Origin of the sequence: Gordonia amicalis NBRC 100051 = JCM 11271, assembly GCF_000332995.1 — a bacterium.
GTDB lineage: Bacteria > Actinomycetota > Actinomycetes > Mycobacteriales > Mycobacteriaceae > Gordonia > Gordonia amicalis.
In genome coordinates this window covers 1-16,564 of record NZ_BANS01000008.1, presented here as the reverse complement: position 1 = coordinate 16,564, position 16,564 = coordinate 1, and the positions used below count along the sequence as shown (strand labels likewise).

Annotated in this window: 18 protein-coding genes and 1 pseudogene; 11 read left to right on the top strand and 8 right to left on the bottom strand. The window is 67.6% G+C overall.

Annotation, left to right across the window (positions count from 1 at the left end; all coding sequences use genetic code 11):
• Positions 1-178 precede the first annotated feature (178 nt).
• A complete protein-coding gene (locus GOAMI_RS04705; RefSeq protein ID WP_238064150.1) occupies positions 179-1,549 on the top strand; it encodes an O-antigen ligase family protein in 1,371 nt (456 codons plus the stop codon).
• Positions 1,546-2,103 carry a YdcF family protein gene (locus GOAMI_RS04700; RefSeq protein ID WP_006435249.1) on the top strand — a complete coding sequence of 186 codons (558 nt, stop codon included), beginning with the start codon at positions 1,546-1,548 and terminating at the stop codon, positions 2,101-2,103. The genes GOAMI_RS04705 and GOAMI_RS04700 overlap by 4 nt, the downstream gene beginning before the upstream one ends.
• Positions 2,104-2,124: 21 nt before the next feature.
• On the opposite strand, the gene GOAMI_RS04695 is transcribed toward GOAMI_RS04700, so the two are convergent.
• Positions 2,125-3,189, bottom strand: coding sequence for an LLM class F420-dependent oxidoreductase (locus GOAMI_RS04695; protein WP_024498670.1), 1,065 nt, complete (start codon positions 3,187-3,189; stop codon positions 2,125-2,127).
• A gap of 196 nt (positions 3,190-3,385) precedes the next feature.
• On the opposite strand from GOAMI_RS04695, the pseudogene GOAMI_RS04690 reads away from it, so the two are divergent.
• The 5 genes and pseudogenes from GOAMI_RS04690 to menE all read left to right on the top strand — a co-directional run bounded on the left by GOAMI_RS04690 (position 3,386) and on the right by menE (position 6,980).
• Positions 3,386-4,634: pseudogene (locus GOAMI_RS04690) on the top strand (inorganic phosphate transporter).
• Between the two features lie 51 nt (positions 4,635-4,685).
• The gene (locus tag GOAMI_RS04685) at positions 4,686-4,964 is read left to right on the top strand and encodes a hypothetical protein (RefSeq protein WP_006435245.1); all 279 of its coding nucleotides are present in this window, start codon (positions 4,686-4,688) and stop codon (positions 4,962-4,964) included.
• Between the two features lie 57 nt (positions 4,965-5,021).
• A complete protein-coding gene (locus GOAMI_RS04680; protein ID WP_006435244.1) occupies positions 5,022-5,330 on the top strand; it encodes a DUF3349 domain-containing protein in 309 nt (102 codons plus the stop codon).
• 160 nt (positions 5,331-5,490) lie between these two features.
• Entirely contained in the window at positions 5,491-5,826 is a 336-nt protein-coding gene (locus tag GOAMI_RS04675) for a DUF3349 domain-containing protein (protein ID WP_024498672.1), read from the top strand.
• Positions 5,823-6,980: an o-succinylbenzoate--CoA ligase gene (gene menE, locus GOAMI_RS04670; protein WP_081598189.1), complete on the top strand. Its 1,158-nt coding sequence runs from the start codon at positions 5,823-5,825 to the stop codon at positions 6,978-6,980. The genes GOAMI_RS04675 and menE overlap by 4 nt, the downstream gene beginning before the upstream one ends.
• 47 nt (positions 6,981-7,027) lie before the next feature.
• On the opposite strand, the gene GOAMI_RS04665 is transcribed toward menE, so the two are convergent.
• Positions 7,028-7,903, bottom strand: a complete 876-nt coding sequence (locus GOAMI_RS04665; protein WP_006435241.1) for a type IV toxin-antitoxin system AbiEi family antitoxin domain-containing protein — start codon at positions 7,901-7,903, stop codon at positions 7,028-7,030.
• 136 nt (positions 7,904-8,039) lie between these two features.
• Here GOAMI_RS04665 and GOAMI_RS04660 point away from each other — a divergent pair, with 136 nt between their 5' ends.
• Entirely contained in the window at positions 8,040-8,921 is an 882-nt protein-coding gene (locus tag GOAMI_RS04660) for a 1,4-dihydroxy-2-naphthoate polyprenyltransferase (protein ID WP_006435240.1), read from the top strand.
• Between the two features lie 79 nt (positions 8,922-9,000).
• Here GOAMI_RS04660 and GOAMI_RS04655 read toward each other — a convergent pair whose 3' ends face one another.
• The 6 genes from GOAMI_RS04655 to GOAMI_RS04630 all read right to left on the bottom strand — a co-directional run bounded on the left by GOAMI_RS04655 (position 9,001) and on the right by GOAMI_RS04630 (position 15,068).
• Entirely contained in the window at positions 9,001-9,885 is an 885-nt protein-coding gene (locus tag GOAMI_RS04655; protein WP_006435239.1) for a Clp protease N-terminal domain-containing protein, read from the bottom strand.
• Positions 9,863-10,159 carry a hypothetical protein gene (locus tag GOAMI_RS04650; RefSeq protein ID WP_006435238.1) on the bottom strand — a complete coding sequence of 99 codons (297 nt, stop codon included), beginning with the start codon at positions 10,157-10,159 and terminating at the stop codon, positions 9,863-9,865. The genes GOAMI_RS04655 and GOAMI_RS04650 overlap by 23 nt, the downstream gene beginning before the upstream one ends.
• 139 nt (positions 10,160-10,298) lie before the next feature.
• Positions 10,299-12,866: an ABC transporter permease gene (locus GOAMI_RS04645; protein WP_006435237.1), complete on the bottom strand. Its 2,568-nt coding sequence runs from the start codon at positions 12,864-12,866 to the stop codon at positions 10,299-10,301.
• Positions 12,863-13,555: an ABC transporter ATP-binding protein gene (locus tag GOAMI_RS04640; RefSeq protein WP_024498675.1), complete on the bottom strand. Its 693-nt coding sequence runs from the start codon at positions 13,553-13,555 to the stop codon at positions 12,863-12,865. Before GOAMI_RS04640 ends, GOAMI_RS04645 begins: the two co-directional genes overlap by 4 nt.
• Positions 13,556-13,594: 39 nt before the next feature.
• Positions 13,595-14,716 carry an L-cysteine desulfhydrase Cds1 gene (gene cds1 / locus GOAMI_RS04635; protein WP_006435235.1) on the bottom strand — a complete coding sequence of 374 codons (1,122 nt, stop codon included), beginning with the start codon at positions 14,714-14,716 and terminating at the stop codon, positions 13,595-13,597.
• 25 nt (positions 14,717-14,741) lie between these two features.
• The gene (locus tag GOAMI_RS04630) at positions 14,742-15,068 is read right to left on the bottom strand and encodes a DUF4229 domain-containing protein (RefSeq protein WP_006435234.1); all 327 of its coding nucleotides are present in this window, start codon (positions 15,066-15,068) and stop codon (positions 14,742-14,744) included.
• A 188-nt stretch (positions 15,069-15,256) separates the two neighbouring features.
• On the opposite strand from GOAMI_RS04630, the gene GOAMI_RS04625 reads away from it, so the two are divergent.
• The 3 genes from GOAMI_RS04625 to GOAMI_RS04615 all read left to right on the top strand — a co-directional run bounded on the left by GOAMI_RS04625 (position 15,257) and on the right by GOAMI_RS04615 (position 16,432).
• On the top strand, positions 15,257-15,478 hold the full coding sequence (locus GOAMI_RS04625; RefSeq protein ID WP_006435233.1) for a BldC family transcriptional regulator: 222 nt from the start codon (positions 15,257-15,259) through the stop codon (positions 15,476-15,478).
• 103 nt (positions 15,479-15,581) lie between these two features.
• Complete coding sequence (locus GOAMI_RS04620; RefSeq protein ID WP_006435232.1) at positions 15,582-15,797, top strand: hypothetical protein; 216 nt, start codon at positions 15,582-15,584, stop codon at positions 15,795-15,797.
• Between the two features lie 134 nt (positions 15,798-15,931).
• Complete coding sequence (locus GOAMI_RS04615; protein ID WP_006435231.1) at positions 15,932-16,432, top strand: helix-turn-helix domain-containing protein; 501 nt, start codon at positions 15,932-15,934, stop codon at positions 16,430-16,432.
• The last annotated feature ends 132 nt before the right edge of the window (positions 16,433-16,564 follow it).

Sequence of the window (16,564 nt, the reverse complement as noted above, 5' to 3'; positions counted from 1 at the left end):
AACCTGGTGCCTTTCCCCGACGCGCCAACTCTAACCACTGTCGGCCGGTCGCGCGCTTCGAGAGCTGTGATCTCTGACTCGTCGTGGCCCACTTACGTTTCGGTCGAGATCTCACCCGATGCCCACCGCCGGATCGTGTCATGATGCCCCGGTGGGGATTGTTCGTTCACTTGCGATCGTGACCGCGGTGGCGGTCGGCACCTTCGGCTGCCTCCTCGCCGGCGAGTCCGTCGTCACCGCGGCCTTTCTGGGAATCGCGTTGATCGCGGGAGCATATGTGGGACTGCAACATCCGACGTGGTTGTGGTGGGCACTCGCCGTCGTCGTCGCCGTGCTTCCCGCCGGGTACGTCCCCGGTACGCCCGTGCCATTGATCTTCACCCTCACCATGGCCGTGCTGCTCGCCACCGTTCTCCACCCCCGCGACACGGTGAGCTGTACGCCGCTCGAGTACGCACTCATCGCCTTCGTCGGCGTCGCCGGCCTGTCGGTGGTGGCCACCCTGCACAAGGTCGACGACATCGTCGAGTACGCGAAGTGGTCGGGTGCGATCCTCCTCGTCGTCGCGCTGTTGCGGCTGCGCGCCGATCAACTGAGGACCTTCGGCAGGGTCTTCGTCGTGGCATCGGTCGTGTCGGCGGCGACGGGCCTCGCAATGCTGACGATCGACAAGTCCGCACGGACCTTCGATCTGCTGTCCCCCTTCGGATATGACGCGTCGTCGGCGGGCCGGTTCGTCTTCGACGGCGCCTCGGTGACGGCTCGGTTGTCGGGCACCTACATCGACCCGAACGCCGCGGGCATCGGCTTCCTGGCGGCCCTGATGATCAGCCTGCTGGTCTTCGAGGGCCGCCGGCGCTGGGTTCTCGCGCTGCTCCTGTTCGCGGCCGTCGCGATGACCCTGAGTCGCGCGGCGATCTTCTCCGTCGTCCTGGCGCTCCTCCTGATGCTCGCCTTCCACACCATGTCGACCCGCGGACGCACCGCGATCATCGGGACACTCGCGGGCGGGATGGCCCTGCTGTCGGCGATCCCCGCGTCGCGGCGCCGGATCTTCTCGTCCTTCGGCGAGAGCGACACCGGGTCGACCGCACGCACCGACGCGCTGCGCGAGTTCCCCGAGAAGATGAGCGGGCACTGGTTGTTCGGACACGGTTGGGGCATCGCCGAATTCAAGGATCCGGAGAAGGCGTTCACCATCAACTACGTGGCCAACGCGCCGCTGCTGTCGGTCTATCGCGGTGGACTCCTCGTCGGAATCGTGTTCACCGCGATCATGATCTACGCCTGCTACCTCGCCTACCGCTGCCTGCGGTCCTCCCGGTCCGAGATCGCCCTGTACGGCGGTTGCTTCATCGCTTTCTTCGTCCTGGGTATGCAGCTCGACTTCAGCACCGTGTCCATCCCGGTCTCGGTGACCGACCTGTCGCTGATGCTGGTGTTCCTCATCGTGGCGCTACAGAGTTCCGGAGCCGACGACCTCGTCCGGCACACCCGGCCGGCCGAACATCCCGCGCCGCTCTCCGTCAGGACGCGTGTGTCACGGTGAGACGTGTTGTCCGACTACTGTTCTGCATCTTCCTCGTCGTCACGGTCGTCGGCGGCACCGTCGGCTACCAGCTGTTCACGCGGACCCACGATGATCCGCTGCGCGAGGTCGACGCCATCGTCGTACTGGGCGGCGAACACGACGGACGCGAGGACTACGGAATCGAGTTGGCACGCAGGGGTTATGCCGACCACGTGCTGATCTCCGACCCGTATCGTCCCTACACCGAGCAGGATTCGATGATGCCGCGCGTGTGCTCGGCGAGCACCCCGGACATCACCGTCACCTGCTTCGAACCCCATCCCTCCACGACCCGCGGCGAGGCGATGTTCGTCCAGGAGATGGCACGTCGCCACGACTGGCGCGAGGTCATCGTCGTCAGCTGGAGCTATCACCTGGTGCGGGCCCGATTCATCTTCGGCCAGTGCTTCGACGGCGACGTCGTCATGCACGCGGTACCACGTGACTACAGCCCCAACCCCGTGCTCTGGGGTGCGGTGTACGCATACCAGTACGGCGGCCTCGGAAAGGCCGCCGTACTCGGGTGTGACTGAGTCCCTCGAGGGAACCTGCGATCAGCCGTTGAAGATGTCGCGCAACGCCTCCACCTCGGCGACCCGCTCGGCGTGGGTCGGCGCGGTCGGCGAGGCGAGGATGCAGGTGACGCCCGCCTCGCGGAACGCGGCCACGCGCTCGGCGACCTGGGCCCTGGACCCGATGAGCGACATGGCGCTCACCAGGTCGTCGGGGACCGCCGCGGCCGCCTCGACCTTCTTGCCGTCGAGGTAGAGGTCCTGGATGAGCTTCGCCTCGTCGGCATAGCCGTACCGGATGGCGAGCTGGTTGTAGAAGTTCTTGTCCCGCGCGCCCATGCCGCCGATGTACAGCGCGGCGTGATGGCGGACGAGTTCCCTCGAGTTGTTGATCTGCTCCGGATCGTCGGAGATCCGGGCGGTGGCCTGGACGACGATGCCGAGGTCGCCCAGAGACGGGTCGCGCTTGGCCCTGCCGGCGGCGAGCGACTCACCGAACGCGGCGTCGATGTGCTCCGGGTGGAACAGGATCGGCTGCAGCTCGTCGAACATCTCCGCGGCCAGCTCGATGTTCTTGGGGCCGATGGCGGCCAGCAGGAGCGGGATGTTGTCGCGGACGGGATGGTTGATGATCTTGAGCGACTTGCCGAGTCCGGAACCGCCGTGCTCCTCGTCGAGCGGAAGCGTGTAGTGCTTGCCCTGGTAATCGAGCTTCTCGCGACGCCAGACCATGCGGCAGATCTCTGCGTGCTCGCGGGCCCGGCCCAGCGGGTAGTCGTACTTCACGCCGTGGAAGCCCTCGATGACCTGCGGTCCGGAGGCGCCGATACCGAGTACCGCACGGCCGCCACTGATGTAGTCGAGACCGGCCGCGGTCATCGCGAGATTGGTGGGGGTGCGCGAGTACATCGGCAGGATCGCGGTCTGCAGTTCCATCGTCTCGGTCTTCGCGGCGATGTAACCGAGCTGGGAGACGGCGTCGAAGCTGTAGGCCTCCGGGACCGCGATGCGTTCCACGCCCGCGGCCTCGAAGTCGGCGAGGTTGTTGATGGTCTCGCGGAAGGCGCCTGCGTAGTTGATCGGCATGCCCAGCTTCATCGATGTCATGGCGTCGGATTCTTCCACAGCAACCACCCGTTGGACCATGATCAGCCGAACGTTCCATCGCTCCCCGGAGCGATACCCACCACACCTGCACTGAAGTGCGGTGACCTAGCCCGACACACCGACGACACAGCGAATACCGGCCGAACCGCGCCGGAACGTTTAGGAAATTCGGAGCCGAGCCCTCATCATGAAAACCATGAGCGGCGAGATGCTGATCCTGGTGCTGTTGGTGATCACGGCCCTCGGCTTCGATTTCACCAACGGTTTCCACGACACCGGCAACGCCATGGCAACCTCGATCGCCACCGGTGCGCTGAAACCCAAGACAGCCGTCGGGCTCTCCGCCGTCCTCAATCTCGTCGGCGCCTTCCTCTCGGTCGAGGTCGCCGCCACCATCACCAAAGACGTCCTGAACATCCAGCAGACCTCCGGCGCCGACGCCGGCGAGATCGTGACCGGCCTCACTCCCGCGACCGCGCTGTTGATCATCTTCGCCGGACTCATCGGCGGCATCCTCTGGAACCTCTTCACCTGGCTCTTCGGCCTCCCGTCGAGTTCCTCGCACGCGCTGTTCGGCGGGCTCATCGGTTCCGGGATCGCGGCCATCGGCCTCTCGGGCGTGAACTGGCACGGTGTGTTCGGCAAGATCATCGTGCCCGCGCTGCTGGCCCCGGTGATCGCCTGTGTCGTCGCCGCGTGCGGGACCTGGCTCGTCTTCACCATCACGCGTCGTCTCGCGGAGAGCCGCAAGGAACAGGGCTTCCTGTACGGCCAGATCGCCAGCGCCTCACTGGTCTCCCTCGCCCACGGCACCGGAGACGCACAAAAGACCATGGGTGTGATCGCGATGGCGCTGATCGTCACCGGACACCTCGACGCCTCGACCGTGAGTCACGGCCTGCCGCTCTGGGTCGTGGCGAGTTGCGCCGCCGCCATCGCGATCGGAACCTACCTCGGTGGCTGGCGCATCATCCGGACCCTCGGAAAAGGCCTGGTGGAGATCAGCTCCCCGCAGGGCATGGCCGCCGAGGCCTCGTCGGCCGCGATCATCCTGACCTCCAGCGCGGCCGGGATGGCGCTGTCCACCACACAGGTGGCCACCGGTTCGATCCTCGGCTCCGGTATCGGCAAGCGCGGTGCGCAGGTCCGCTGGAGCGTCGCCGGCCGGATGGCCGTGGCGTGGCTCACCACCCTGCCGGCGGCGGGGCTCGTCGGCGCGGCGTCGTTCTAACATCGCTCACCTGCTCGGCGACGTGGCGGGAGCGGTGGCGATCTTCGGTCTGCTCATCGCCGGCTCGGCCTACATGTACTGGCGCGCCCAGCAGAACAAGGTCGACGCCGGCAACGTCAACGACGACTGGGACGAGACCACCGGATCGGTGCTGCCCGCGGACCTGTCGACCGATCCCGGAACCACCCCCGACACCCCTGCGCGCTCGGCCTGACCGCCGGCATCACAACGACCACGCGCGAACACACGAAAGGACCCAGCGGAGATGGACATCGTCGAGGCGATCGGCAAGGTGCTGATCATCGGCCTGCTCTTCGGCGCCGGTCTGCCCGCACTGTTCGCGTTCGGCCTGCGATGTCACGAGCAGGGTTCCGACGAGGTCGTCGACGGCTCGCTCGTCAGGGGCAGGCCGGCGTTGCGCGTGCTCAGCTACCCGATCTTCGCCGTCGTCCTACTGGTCATCCTCACCGCACTGTTGTGGATCACCCGTCAGACCATCTACTTCCACACCGGAATCAAGCTCTTCCCATTTGGTTACAAGTGATGCCCACCTGGGTAAACGGTGACCACAGATGTGCACGAGCCGGAGACGCGATCAACCATGAGCACTGAGATCCCCCTCTTCGAATCCGTGATCAACTGGATTCGCAAGGGCTATCCCCAAGGTGTCTCGCGCACCGACTTCCCGCCGCTGATGGCGCTCCTCACGCGTGTTCTGACCGATGAGGAGGTCACCGCGGTGGCGTTCCGGCTCGTCAAGGAGTACGGACCCCGGGAGCCGGTGACCGAGCAGCAGATCAGCGACGCCATCACCCGGGTCACCAACGAACCGCCGACCCCGGAGGAGATCAACCAGGTCGCGGGGCGTCTGGCCGCGTTCGGCTGGCCGTTGGTGTCCAGCCGAACGTGAACCCGGCGACCCGCACGCGCCGAGGACTGCCGGGGTCCGGGCCGAAACCTACAATCGCGCTGAGCGGCCGCGCTCGCGTCGCCGCATCGAGAGGACCCAGCGGCATCGCCGCATCGAGAGGACCCAGCCGAGTCCCGTCGGAGGAAAGGGGGTGACGAGCGTGGACCACCCACAGTTGCTCTACCGCATCATCGAATGGCTGCGTGCCGGTTACCCCGACGGTGTGCCGCAAGGCGACTACATCCCCCTCGTCGCTCTCCTGCGGCGTCAGCTCAGCGAGGACGAGGTGCAGGAAGTGTCGTCGCGGCTGGTCCGGCAGTCGCCGCCGCCCGAGCCGATCTCCAGGATCGACGCCGCGGTCGCGATCACGAAGGTCACCCACGAACTCGCGCACGAGGACGACATCGCCCGCGTCCGCCGTCACCTGGAGTCGTCCGGTTGGCCGTTCGACGGACCCGACGCGGACAGCACCGACCCGAACCGGAACCTGTCCTGAAAACCCTTCGTACCCTTCATCTTCCCGCTCGACCAGAGGTCGTCGCCCGGCGCGATGAGCTGCTCGCCGTGCTCGACGGTTCGACCGCGATCGTGCCCACCTCCGACGACGCCCGGGAGACAGCGCTTCTCCGGGCCGCCCTCGCCGTCGGTGAGCCGATCGCCGACGAGGTCTCGCTGGTGGTCTCCACCTCGGGTTCGACCGGTGTCCCCAAGGGGGCGCAGCACACCCCGGCGACGCTGTCCGCATCGGCGCGGGCGACCGCGGATCGCCTCGGTGGCCCGGGCAACTGGCTCCTCGCCCTCGCCCCGCATCACATCGCGGGGCTGCAGGTCCTGTTGCGCGCCTTCGCCTCCGGATTCACACCCACCGTGCTCGACCTGACCGCGGGCTTCGACGCCGAGGGTTTCGCCGAAGCTCTGGACCGGCTCGACGGGCCGCGCCGCTACACGTCACTCGTGCCGACGCAGCTGATCAAGGTCCTCGACTCGCCGCGTGCCACCGCCGCGCTCCGCTCCGCCGACGGGTTGCTCGTCGGCGGTGCGGCGACCCCCGCTCCCCTGTTGCGCCGCGCCGTCGACGCGGGACTCCCCATCGTCCGCACCTACGGGATGAGTGAGACCGCCGGTGGTTGCGTCTACGACGGCGTCCCGCTCGACGGCGTGGTGATCCGCATCGATGAGCCGTCGCCGGACGGTGTGGGGCGCGTCGTCCTCGGTGGTCCGATGGTGGCGCACGGCTACCGCAACCTGCCGGATCATCCCGCTTTCGCCGAGGCCGGCTGGTTCCGCACCGATGACCTCGGACGCCTCGACGACGGTGTCCTGTCGATCGTCGGGCGTGCCGACGAGGCGATCCTCACCGGCGGACTCACCGTGGTGCCGCAGGTCGTCGAGGCGGTGATCGCCGAGGACCCGACGGTCGCCGAATGCGTGGTCGTCGGACTCCCCGACGACCGTCTCGGCGAGAAGGTCGTCGCGGTGGTCGTCGCACGACGCGGAGATCCGGTCGACGTCAACCGGATTCGCGGGTCGGTCGCCGAGCGACTCGGCCGGTACGCGGCGCCGCGGGAGGTCATCGAGGTCGACGAGCTGCCGCTGCGCGGACCGGGCAAACCCGACCGGCGCGCGCTACGGCGTCGTTTCTCGCCGTAGGTGTCGCGTATGGTGGCGGGCTGCAACACGATTCGCGACATCTGCAGTCAGGCCGCGACGCTCAGCGCCTGACGGATCGACGACGCGACGTGGTCGGCCCGTTCCGTCAGATCGGCCCAGGTGAAGTTGAGAACGGTCCAGCCGGCCGCGATCAGGGCATTCCGGCGGGTCCGGTCACGCTGGAACGTGCCGGCGTCGCGATGGAATGCGAAACCGTCGATCTCCACCGCCAGCATGTGGGCGACGAACGCGAGATCGATCTCGTACCCACAACTGGGATGGTTCGCGACCCAACCATCGATCCCCGCCGCGTCGAGGATCGCCACCGCGAATCTTTCTGCAGCCGACCGCGCCCCGGACTCCAGCAGTGCCACCATCGGGCCCATCTCGGCCGCTCCGACACAGCGGTGTCGACGCCCGTAGGCCTCCTCCAGACGTTCGACGGTGATCCGACGCTGTTGCAGCGCCGAGTCGATGACCTCGGCACCGAGTTCGACGGCCCCTTCGAGCGCCGACAGCGCGACCCCGGTGACCCGCAGGTCACGGCGGATGAGGACATCCGCGTCGTCGAGGGACCGGTTGAGAATCCGCACTCCCTTCACCGGCGGACCGTGCCGCCCGCGGGGAGCGGTGACGGTGATCGTCCCGGGCCGGTCGTCGACGATGCCGTGCCACCAGGCTGCCGCCGATCCCGACAGGATCGCGGAGGGACCTACCGACAGCGTCGCGATCCGTGTGGTGGTCCGATCGGTGACGGGATGGTCCGCGAGCCGATACAGCCGAGGCCCCACACGCACCCAATCGCCGATGGCCACCCGGCGGTGCACCGCCGAGCGATCCAATCCGTGCTCACGTGCTTCGGCAGCGGTGACAACACCGTCGTGTTCGAGGGCGACGGCCCGCAGTTTCGGTGGAGTCTGCACCCTCTTCAGACGTATCCGCGGGTCGATGCGGTTCCGGCCGCGTGCGGCCGAATCCAGATGTCGCGTGTCGTGGCGGACGGTGCAACGATCCGCGACACCTGGCGGCGGACATCCGGGGTCGTGGCAGGATCGATCCGTGGCAACCGCATCGCAGTGGATTCAGGGCGCACGCCCCCGGACTCTCCCCAACGCCGTGGCCCCAGTGGTCGCCGGTGTCGGAGCGGCGCTGCACGGCACCTCGGGGTGGGGCGGGATCTCGTGGTGGAAGGCCGTACTCGCGCTGGTCGTGGCGGTGGCGTTCATCATCGGCGTCAATTTCGCGAACGACTACTCCGACGGCGTGCGCGGCACCGACGACGACCGTGTCGGTCCGTTGCGCCTCGTCGGCGCGGGTCTGGCGTCACCGGGTTCGGTGAAGGCGGCGGCGTTCATCTGCTTCGGTATCGGCGCGGTGTGCGGTCTCGTGCTGGCGATCGCGACGGCCTGGTGGCTGGTCGTGGTGGGCGCGGTCTGCATCGCGGGTGCCTGGTTCTACACCGGCGGCAAACGACCCTACGGTTACGCCGGCTGGGGCGAGGTCGCGGTGTTCGTGTTCTTCGGCCTGGTCGCGGTCCTCGGAACGCAGTTCGTGACGTCGGACCGGGTCGACCTCGTCGGCCTGGCCTGCGCAGTGGGCGTCGGCGCGGTCTCCAGCAGCGTGCTGGTCGTCAACAACCTGCGCGACATCCCCACCGACACCGAGAGCGGCAAGATCACCCTCGCCGTCCGACTCGGCGACGCCCGCACCCGAACCCTGTTCGCCGTACTGCTGCTGACCCCGCTCATGATGAGCGCGGCGCTGGCCTTCGCGACCCCGTGGGCGCTCGTCGGACTGCTGACGTTCCCGCTGCTGTGGCAGGCGTACAAGCCGGTCCGCACCGGCGCACAGGGCCCGGGACTCATCCCGTCGATCGGGACCACCGGCAAGGCGATGCTCGGCTGGGCCGTCGTCACCGCGGTGGCGTTGGCGCTGACCTGACGATCCTCGCGACAGGGCCCGCCCCCGAATTCTGTTCTCAGAGGCGGGCTTTGTCGTCATGGTGTTTCGTGTCCGGGGCTCAGACCTCGGCGTCGACCTCGGGCAGGCTCGCCCACACGGCGGCCTTGAGTTCGTCTGCGGTGGTAGCCGATTCGATCAGCGCCCGCGACGCGTCGTCGGCGGTGTCGATGATGCCGAGCAGCAGGTACTCGCCGCGGAGGTGACGGTCTCCGCGTTCGCGGGCGATCTCGACCGCCCGGGAGAACACCGCGCGGGTTTCCGAGGCGAACCGCGGGCGGCTACCCCGTCCGCGCGGTCCGCGGCGTCCACGACCGGGCTCCCAGGGGCCCTCGTCACCGGCGAACGGTCCGCCGGTTCCGAACGGACCCGGACCGAAGCCGCCGGGTCCGAATCCACCCGGACCCTCGGGTCCGAAACCACCGAAACCTTCTGGGCCGAAACCTTCTGGGCCGCAATCGGGGCGGGGTCCTCGAGCACGGTGCGGACCATGACCATGACCGTGTCCGTGCCGGCGGCCATGTCCTCGGCCCCGTCCACGACCTCCGTCGGGACGCCCCTTGCGACCGGCGCTGCGTCCGGGGCGGTCACCCCAGCCCTCGGACACGTCCTCACCGAAGCGTCCGCGGACCGCCTCGCGTACCTTGTCGAGGTCGATCCCGATGCTGCGCAGGGCTTCTCGGTCTTCCTCATACCGTTGACGGGCCGACTCCTCGTCGGCGTCCGTCGTGTCGGCGTGCTCGTCGTGATACTTGCGCACCACCTCCCGCGCCGATGCCAGGGTGAGTCCCTGATCGGCCAGGATGGTGAACAGCGGACTCCGGGCATTGCAGAGCATGCCCAGCATCAGATGGTCGTTGCCCAGCCGCCGATGTCCGAGGTCGGCGGCCTCCTGCGTGGCGAAAGCCAGCAGCATCTTGTCGTCACGAGTGATTCGTTCGAACATTGTTCTCTCCTTCAGGCCCGTTCTCGCGGACCTCACGTTGCGAGTGCTTCTGATGCACGGCCTGCCGGCTGATCTGCAGTACTTCTGCGATCGACTGCCAGCTCCAGCCGTTGGCGCGAGCATTGGCGACCTGCACTTCTTCGAGCCGGTCGGCCAGCGTGCGCAGGGCCCGCACCGCCGCCAGGCCCTTCGCCGGGTCGCTGCTCGCGGCATCTCCTGCGAGGTCAGCGCCCTGGGCGCGGTCCGGCGTCTCGGTCTTCTGGTCGTCGTGCATGGTGTCAGGTTATGTTGACACCGTGCTATTCGTCAAGAATTGTTGACGCGATGCGGGTGTCACCCCCCCCGAAACATTGAGGCAGTTTGATCCGCCTGCCGGATCAAACTGCCTCGAGAAATCGGGAGGGGTACCGCCGCTACTCGTTCAGAATCGACTCGCTGATGTTCATCCGCGCCGCACGCACTGCCGGCAGGAACGCACCCACCAGGCACAACGCCACCGCGATCCCGACGAACAACGCCGCCGACGGACGCGGCGAGTAGATCACGGTCAACGATGTTGTCACGCTGAGGATTCGGTCGCTCAGCAGGTGCATCATCGCACCGAGGATCACGCCGACCAGCGCGCCCACCACCGCGACCGCGGCGGCCTCGGCGAGCACCATGCGTGAGATGAACTTCCGGGATGCACCCATCGCGCGCAGCACCCCGAGTTCACGACGACGCTCGATGACCGACAGCAGCAGCGTGTTCAGCAACGCGATGGCCGCGGCACCGGCCACGATCCACTGGATGGCCACCGTGAACGAACCCGCCTGCTGGACCGTCGCCTGGGTCGCGGCGAGCGCTTCGGCACCGGTGTAGACGCTGATCGGTTTGTTGCCGGTCGTCGGCACATCGGCGACGAGCGCCTCGAGGGACTTCTGCACCTGCTCCGGATCGGCGTCGGGCGCGGTGATCACCTGCAGATACGTGTCGCCTTCGCGACCGAACCACTCCCCGAGCTGTCGCTGCGACAGGGCGGCCACCCCGGAGTCCACGGACACGTAGTCGACGGTGTCGCGGACGACCACGTCATGCGGCCCGGTCGGCGTCGCCAGCGTCACGGTGTCACCGGTACCGACATCGAGCACGCGCGCAAGCACATTCGACAACAGGATGCCGTCACCGGCGAGCACCTGCGCCACCGCCTCCGGCGTCGCCTTCCGCATGAACGGCGCCCGCGACCCGGGCTCCAGCCCCTGCACATTCGCGCGACTCTCGCCGATGTTGACCGCCGCCCACTGGCCACCGACGACCTCGGTGACGCCCGGCACTTTCGCGACCTCGCCGCGGATCGACGGAGGCAAGATCGGGCCGAGCGGCAGACTCGCCGCCGACGAGGACGAGACGTAGAAGTCCGGATCTCCCAGGCCTTCCAGCGATTTCGACATCGACGACACGAGGTTGTCCAGCGCGCCGGATATTCCCATACCCACCGCGATCGCCACCGCGACCGTCATCAGCGTCGCCCACGCACGACGCGGCGCGCGTTCGGTGTTCACCGATGCCAGCTGCCCCGGCCCGCGGAACCAGCGTGCGACTCGAACCACGAGCCACGTCAACGGATTCGACAGCGCGAAGCACACGAGCAGTGAGCCGACGAGAAACACGACGCCGGCGAGGATCGCGGGCCGGCCGGGCACCGTCGCCACGATGACCCAGGACGCGATCACCCCCGCAACACCCAGGATCGCGGTGATCACGACCACCGGCCCGCGACGCTTCGACGCGTCGGACACCTCGACGGGCGCCATCGCCTCCACCGGCGACACCGCGAACACCGACCGCGCCGCCAGCGATGTGGCTGCGACACAGGCGATCACACACGCGAGGACCGCGACCACCGGCGCATACGACGGCAGGTGATAGTTGATGACCGTGCCCACGGTGTCGGGCGGCGGATCGGGCAGGCTCGCGATCACGGCGCGGCCGGCGAGGATTCCGAACGGGACACCGACGACGCCGCCGACCAGACCCATCAGCGCGGCCTCGCCCAGCATGTCGCCGACCAGGTGGGATCGCTTGGCGCCCAATGCCCGGATCATCGCCAGCGAACCGCGCCGCGACGCCACCGCCATGTTCATCGTGTTGAAGACCAGGAACGCGGCGATCACCAGCGAGACCAGCGAGACCAGGAGAGTCGCATCGCGCGTCACCGAGCTGGCGACCTCGGCCTGCTTGGCGCGGAAGTCCGGATCGACCACCACCGCGCGGCCGCCGACGATCTCCTCGACCTGCGATCGCACCGATCCGACGTCGATCCCCGGCTCGGTGACGATGAGGATCGAATCGAGCCGACCCTCCAGACCGACGAGTCGCTGCGCGAGGTCGAGGTAGGCGAACATGAAGCGGCCGTTGTTGAGTCCGGCCGCCTGCTCGTTGTCGATTACTTCCAGGACCTCGACGTCGACGCCGTTGACGGTCAGCTTCTGACCGGCCTCGAGACCGAGTCCCGGTCCGACGAACACCCCGGATCGCAGCCGGTCGAAGTCGATCGTGCCGGAGTTCTCCTGTTGGACGGCGGAACGCAGACTCCCCGACAGCGAGGTCACCCGCTGATCCGAGCCGATGAGCGGTATCGACGAATCATCGACCACGACCGACCCGCGGATCATCGGGACGACGGCCTTCGCACCGTCGACCTCGCGGCGGATCTGACCGGCCAGCGACTGGTCGACGCCGCTGTCGGCGATCGCGGCGACCTCGAGATCGGCCGAACCGGAGATCGCATTGTTGAACGCGCGCACCGACTCCGACGTCGAACCGAAGGTCCCCAGGACCGCTACGAGCAGGGCCGACGAGACGATCACCACCGCGAGCGAGGTGAACAACCGCAGCCGGTGGGTGCGGATCTCCCGAATGTTGAGCAAGCGGATACGGGTGAAGCCGGCGAGAAGGGCTTCGACACGCCGCGGCTGCCCAACCGGCGGGGTGTCGCTCACTCCGCGATCTTTCCGTCGCGCACCGTGATCGTGGTGTCGGCGAACGCGGCCGCCTTCGGGTCATGGGTCACCATGACCACCAGGCGGTCCGGCGCGGCGTGCGCGACGTCGGCGAGCAACTGCAGCACCGATTCCCCGGTCTTGGAGTCGAGGTTTCCGGTGGGTTCGTCGGCGAGCAGGATCGTCGGGTCCATGATGAGCGACCGCGCGGTGGCGACGCGCTGCATCTGTCCGCCCGACAACTCCGACGGCCGATGGTCGACCCGGTCGCCGAGTCCGACCTGCTCGAGGAGTTCGACGGCGCGCGGCTTCGCCTTGCGCAGCGACTGGTTGTCGAGCAGTCGCGGCAGCGCGACGTTCTCCCACGCCGACATGGTCGGGACGAGATTGAAGAACTGGAAGACGAATCCGACGCGATGACGCCGGAAGGCCGACGCGGCGGTGTCGTCGAGTGAGACGAGATCGACTCCGTCGATGGAAATCCGGCCCGATGTCGGCGTGTCGAGAGCGCCGAGGATGTGCAGCAGCGTGGACTTGCCCGCGCCGGAGGGGCCGACGATGGACGCGAACTGCCCTCCGTCGATGTTCAGATTCAGTCCGTCGAGGGCGCGGACACGTTCCTCACCCATCTGGTACTCACGCACCAGGTCGACGGCCTCGACGAGTGGACGCACGGTTTCGGTCGGCACCCCCGGATGGTAGCCCACCGAGTTAGTACGGCCTAAGGATCAGGCCGTCCAGCGACCGGTCGCGAAGAACTCGTCGAGGATCGCGTTCGCCGGGTCGAGATCGAAAGACTGTGCGGCGAGCCAGTTCTCGTCGAAGTAGGTGTTGGCGTAGCGGTCACCCGGATCGCACAGCAGTGTCACGACGCTGCCCGCCCGGCGTTCGGCGGCCATCTCCGCGACAAGCGAGAACGCACCCCACATGTTGGTGCCGGTGGATCCGCCGACGCGGCGACCCAGCATGTCCGACACCCGGTGCGCGGTGGCGATGGAGGCCTCGTCGGGGACACCGATCATCCGGTCGATCACCTGCGAGATGAACGACGGCTCGACACGCGGACGGCCGATCCCCTCGATCCGCGAACCCACCTCGCCGGTCAGCGTTCCGTCGCCGGTCTCGTACGCCGGCAGAAACACCGAGTTCTCCGGGTCGACAACCGCGAGCCAGGTGTCGTGCCGCCGGTACCGCACGTAGCGTCCGAGCGTCGCCGACGTGCCGCCGGTACCGGCACCCACGACGATCCAGGTCGGGATGGGGTGCTCCTCGTCGGCCATCTGCGCGAAGATCGACTCGGCGATGTTGTTGTTCCCACGCCAGTCGGTGGCACGTTCGGCCATCGTGAACTGGTCGATGAAGTGTCCGCCCAGCTCGCGCTCGAGACGCAACGCCTCGGTGTAGACCTCACCCGGGCGCTCGACGAAATGGCATCGGCCACCGTGTCGTTCGATCAGCGCGGTCTTCGCCGGCGACGTACTCGACGTCATCACCGCGATGAACGGCACCCCGATCAGCTCCGCGAAGTAGGCCTCGCTCACCGCCGTCGAGCCCGACGACGCCTCGATCACGGGCGTGCCCTCGGTGACCCAGCCGTTGCAGATCGCGTAGAGGAACAGCGACCGCGCCAGGCGGTGCTTGAGCGATCCGGTCGGATGCGTCGACTCGTCCTTCAGGTACAGGTCGACGCCGGCCTCACCGTCGGGTCCGGACCATCGTGACCACGCCGGCAGTGGGACCCGCAGCAGGTGCGTGTCGGCACTTCGGCGGGCGTCGGCCTCGATGAGCCGCACCGCGTTCTGCGCCCAGTCGCGGTCTTCCCGATGGTCGACGACCCGCGTCGGCCTCACGCGAGCGTCCCTTTGGCCGGCGACCTCACTTGTCCCCGCGCAGCCGCGACTGGAGGTCGTCGTGGCGTGCCCGACGATCGGCCTCGATCGCCGAGATCTCGCTGTTGACCTTCAGGCGGAGCGACTTGAACAGGTACATGCCCAGCGGGAGCGCGATCAGCACGCCGAAGACGGCGGCGACGAGGAACGGCACATCGACGCCCACGAGCTTTCCGCCGAAGAGGATGACGGCCGCGATCACGACGACGAGCAACATGCGCGCGACGGTGTAGCCGAACAGGGCAAGCGCCAGGGTGGCGGGACGACCGCTTGGCTGAGGGGTATCGGGGGCAGGGTCTTGCGCTTCACTCACCCCCACAGGATACTTGTCGCCCTCTGATGACCTGCAGGTCGTGGGCCTTTGCCCGCTCTTTACCTGCCACTGACGGTTCGAGTACCTGGGCGATTTGCGTGTATTCATGGAGTACGCGTCCATCAAGTGCCGGGCCGATTCGCCAAACCGCGGCGCACCGACAGGGCACCATCGTTTCAGGGGGAAACGTGACCAGCATCGAAACAACCGCGTCCACCTACATCACCCCGGGACTCGCCAGCCAGCACACCCTGACCCCGGGTCAGGTGGCCGCGATGTTCAACGTCAATCCCAAGACAGTCGCACGCTGGGCCAGCTCGGGCATCCTCGGCTCCATCCGCACCCCGGGCGGCCACCGACGCTTCCGCGAAGAGGACGTGGTGGCGCTGCTCAATCGTCGCACCCACTAGTCCGGGCCGGCGCCACAGTCCCTGCCCACCCGGTGGTCAACCCAACGAGCGACCCTCACCGGCCGCCGCGCGAACTGACGTACGCTGGTGACGGGAGGTTGTCATGACATATCTGTTCGCCGTTCTCGGTTTGCTCGCCATCGGTTTCCTGATGTGGCGGGCGTTCGGACCGCAATCCGACGGCGGCACGGCCTCCCCTTCCGGCGGTCACCGCCGTCGCACCCGTGGGCCGGTCGGCCCCGATGACGACCCCGATTTCCTCCGTGACCTGGACAATCGCACGCGCGGCACCAACGGCGGCGAGGCCGACGAACTCTGACACGTGTCGTCGGGCCAGAGTTCGTATACGAAATCGTGAGACGCGATTCAGGGTCTCACCAGAACATACCCAAGGGTAGGGTAACGTCCCTCTCATCATCGACTCCACGATGGATGATCCGAGAGAAGGCGCCGTTGAACCCCGGACGATCTCCGCAAGGGGCGTCGACCGATGACGACCTGAGCTTCGCCGACAAGATCGGTTACCTGTTCGAGCACAGCCGTGACGAGAACGGGGTCCGCTACACCGGCAAGAAGATCGCCGAGAAGGCGAACCGGTTGGGTTACTCACTGTCGGACGCGTACATCTCGCAGCTCCGCACCGGCAAAGCACGTACTCCGTCGTTCCGCACCGTCGAGGCCATCTCACGCGCGTTCGACGTGAGCGTCACCTATTTCCTCTCCAACCCCGACGAGGATCTCGAGCGCGTCAAACAGCAGCAGAACTATGTCGAGATGCTCGAGGTCACCGGCAGCCACCTGGCCGGTATCGATCTGGGGTCACTGTGCCCAGCGACGATCGACGCGCTCATCGACCTGCTCAAGCTGGTGAAGGCGCAGGCTCTCGCGAAGCAGGCCGAGGCACCGGGGAGTGACGAGCAGGCCCAGAGCGCCGACACCACCCCCGCCGGCTGAGCCGGCACCGAGCGAAGCGAGGCGCCGCGTCGAAGCCCCCTCCACCACCCCCGCCGGCTGAGCCGGCACCGAGCGAAGCGAGGCGCCGCGTCGAAGCCCGCTCCGCCTAGGAGTACAGGCCCGACACGCAAG

Excerpts from the sequence above, each read along its gene's own strand:
- GOAMI_RS04620 (WP_006435232.1), top strand. The coding sequence starts at position 15,582 with ATGACATATCTGTTCGCCGTTCTCGGTTTGCTCGCCATCGGTTTCCTG.
- GOAMI_RS04680 (WP_006435244.1), top strand. The coding sequence starts at position 5,022 with ATGAGCACTGAGATCCCCCTCTTCGAATCCGTGATCAACTGGATTCGC.
- GOAMI_RS04655 (WP_006435239.1), bottom strand. The coding sequence starts at position 9,885 with ATGTTCGAACGAATCACTCGTGACGACAAGATGCTGCTGGCTTTCGCC.
- GOAMI_RS04650 (WP_006435238.1), bottom strand. The coding sequence starts at position 10,159 with ATGCACGACGACCAGAAGACCGAGACGCCGGACCGCGCCCAGGGCGCT.
- GOAMI_RS04685 (WP_006435245.1), top strand. The coding sequence starts at position 4,686 with ATGGACATCGTCGAGGCGATCGGCAAGGTGCTGATCATCGGCCTGCTC.
- GOAMI_RS04695 (WP_024498670.1), bottom strand. The coding sequence starts at position 3,189 with ATGACATCGATGAAGCTGGGCATGCCGATCAACTACGCAGGCGCCTTC.